General features: G+C 62.6%; 2 protein-coding genes. Both read right to left on the bottom strand.

All coding sequences use genetic code 11. The features are described 5' to 3' along the window. Positions 1–89: 89 nt before the first annotated feature. Entirely contained in the window at positions 90–434 is a 345-nt protein-coding gene (locus NKI20_RS33490) for a hypothetical protein (RefSeq protein ID WP_352608222.1), read from the bottom strand. Next, positions 434–1,528: an IS5 family transposase gene (locus NKI20_RS33485; RefSeq protein WP_352838256.1), complete on the bottom strand. Its 1,095-nt coding sequence runs from the start codon at positions 1,526–1,528 to the stop codon at positions 434–436. The genes NKI20_RS33490 and NKI20_RS33485 overlap by 1 nt, the downstream gene beginning before the upstream one ends. Positions 1,529–1,674 lie beyond the last annotated feature (146 nt).

The raw sequence follows: 1,674 nt of genomic DNA, 5'->3' as shown, positions 1-1,674 counted from the left end.
CAAGGCGACCACGTTCTAACATCCATACAGGAGCAGCCGCCCGCACCTTGGCTCGGGCGAGACCCCAATCACCCCATCTGTTGAAGAATTCAGGCTCTTTCGCAAACGAAGCCTGAATCGTCGGCGTTGTGGATGTAGAAGTGGCCGACGAGGCGGCCTGCAGTGCCAAAGACAGCCCAGCCGCGGCCAGAGGCTGGGTCTTTCTCATCATGCCCCTCCCACGAGAATTCCGCGCATGCTGAGCCATCGCGGGTGCCATATCGGACATCGAGGAAGCCCTTGAGTGCGCCGAAGGCGATCTCGCCATCCGCCGAGCCTTTGAATGTCAGATGCGCTTCCTCGACGAGATCGAGGGAGTCGTTATCCCAAACATCCATCTCGACGATGCGCCAGCGGCCGGCAAAGGCCTTGGCGAAGCCGGGAACCTTGGCCATCAGCCGGTCTCCGCCATGAGCTTTGGCAGTCGCACCAGATTGTAGGCAGCGGCTGCGAAGGTGAAGGCCCATCCGACACGGTCGCGGCCGCGGAACCTCGTCTTGTGCTGGCCGGCCACGACCTTGATCCAACCGAATGCCTCTTCGATGCGCTTCCTGATGCGCTGGCTGACAGCATAGCCGCCATGCCGCGTCGTGCGCCCGTCGATCGCGGAACTGCGGCCGCTCGTGTTGTTCTGCGCTACATGCGGCGTCACCCTCATCGAGCGCAGCTCATTGACAAAGTCTTCAGTGTCGTAGGCCTTGTCGGCACCGAGCGTGATCGCCTGTGGCCGTTCCGCGCGAGGTTCGATCATGTGCAGTGCGGCCACCCGCTCAGCATGTCCGTCGGCCAGTGTCAGGCAGGCGTCGACCAGCAGGCCGTGGCGGTTCTCCATCAAGCCATGTCCCATAAAGCACAGCTTGGCCTCCTTGCCTTTGCCCTTGCGATAGAGCCGGGCATCCGGATCGGTGGTCGAGGCATGTGTGTCGTTCGAGCGCTTGTGGCCATGGAAGTCCACTTCCGCGTTTCGCCCGCCCCCTTCAGCCGGCGGCTCGCCCGAGCCGTCCTTCGGTTTGACGCTCTTCATCGACGCCCAGGCCTCGATCAGCGTTCCGTCGACCGAGAAGTGATCCGTCGAGAGAAGCCTCTTGACCTTGGGCTGCACCAGCACCGCGCTCAGGAACTTTGCGGCGATGTCGCCCTCCAGCAGCCGGTCGCGGTTCTTGGAGAACACAGAATGGTCCCAGGCCGCATCGTCAACGCCAATCCCGACGAACCAGCGGAACAGAAGGTCGTATTCCAGCCGCTCCATCAACAGCCGCTCCGAGCGGATCGAATAGAACGCCTGTAGCAGCATCGCTCGCAGCAGCTTTTCCGGCGGGGTCGAAGGCCGCCCCATCGGCGAATACAGCGCCGCGAAGTCCCGCTCCAACGCCGCCAGCGCTTCGTTCACAATCGCCCGAATGCGGCGCAACGGATGATCGCGCCGCACCCGAGCCTCGAGATCAACATAACTGAACAGTTCGCCAGACCGGTCGTCCCCGCCGCGCATGCCTCGTTCTCCGAATCTCTTCGGAGACACTGAATCACGCTCACAGCCTCGCTGCGAGCCACTTTTTCAACAGATGGGGTGATTGGGGTCTCGCCCGAGCCAAGGTGCGGGCGGCTGCTCCTGTATGGATGTTAGAACGTGGTCGC

It is taken from the genome of Mesorhizobium sp. M0830, assembly GCF_040319965.1.
In the GTDB taxonomy this organism is placed as follows: Bacteria; Pseudomonadota; Alphaproteobacteria; order Rhizobiales; family Rhizobiaceae; genus Mesorhizobium.
This window is presented reverse-complemented; position numbering and strand designations above follow the sequence as displayed.